This window comes from Anaerococcus sp. HMSC075B03 (assembly GCF_001815585.1).
Classification (GTDB): Bacteria; Bacillota; Clostridia; order Tissierellales; family Peptoniphilaceae; genus Anaerococcus; species Anaerococcus vaginalis.
On sequence record NZ_KV821204.1, the window covers coordinates 1 to 589 of the forward strand.

General features: G+C 36.8%; 1 pseudogene. It reads left to right on the forward strand.

Annotated elements, in window-relative coordinates:
- Positions 1–589, forward strand: a pseudogene (locus HMPREF3045_RS08130) (FMN-binding protein); the annotation flags it as partial.

Genomic DNA, 589 nt, shown 5'->3' on the forward strand with positions numbered 1-589 from the left:
AAGAAGAAGAAATAGAAGTAGACCAAAAAGTAATAGACACAAGTCTAATGGAATCAAACGGTCAAAAGTGGATAGAAGGCAAAGAAATAAGACCAGCAACAGTAACAAGTCTAGATAAAGACGCAGAAATATTAAAAGAAATAGATGGACTACCAAAAGGCTTAATCTTTGACGGAAAAACAATAAGAGGAATCCCAGAACCAAGCAATGAAGGTTGGCCAGAAGACGGCAGTGGATTTAAAACAATAACATTAAAATTCAAAGCAAAGAAAAAAGGCAAACTCTTAGTAAGAAAAATCACATATTGGTTGTACAGAGACAAAGACAGAGATGGCATATCCGATGACGAAGATAAAGATCATGGCGAAAAATTCACGCCACAAAGAAGCTCAAGCAAACCAATAATAGTAGAAGGGAAAGCCCCAAGGCTAGAAGACTACAAAGAAAGATTTTCAAACATACCAAAAGACGGTTCAGTAGAAGTAAGCTTTAAAAACGAACCAGACTATAGCAAAGTAAGCGAAGCCCCACAAAGAGTGTACCTACAATTCAAAAGCAAAGGAACAAAAGAAGTAGGCGAAGCTTACGT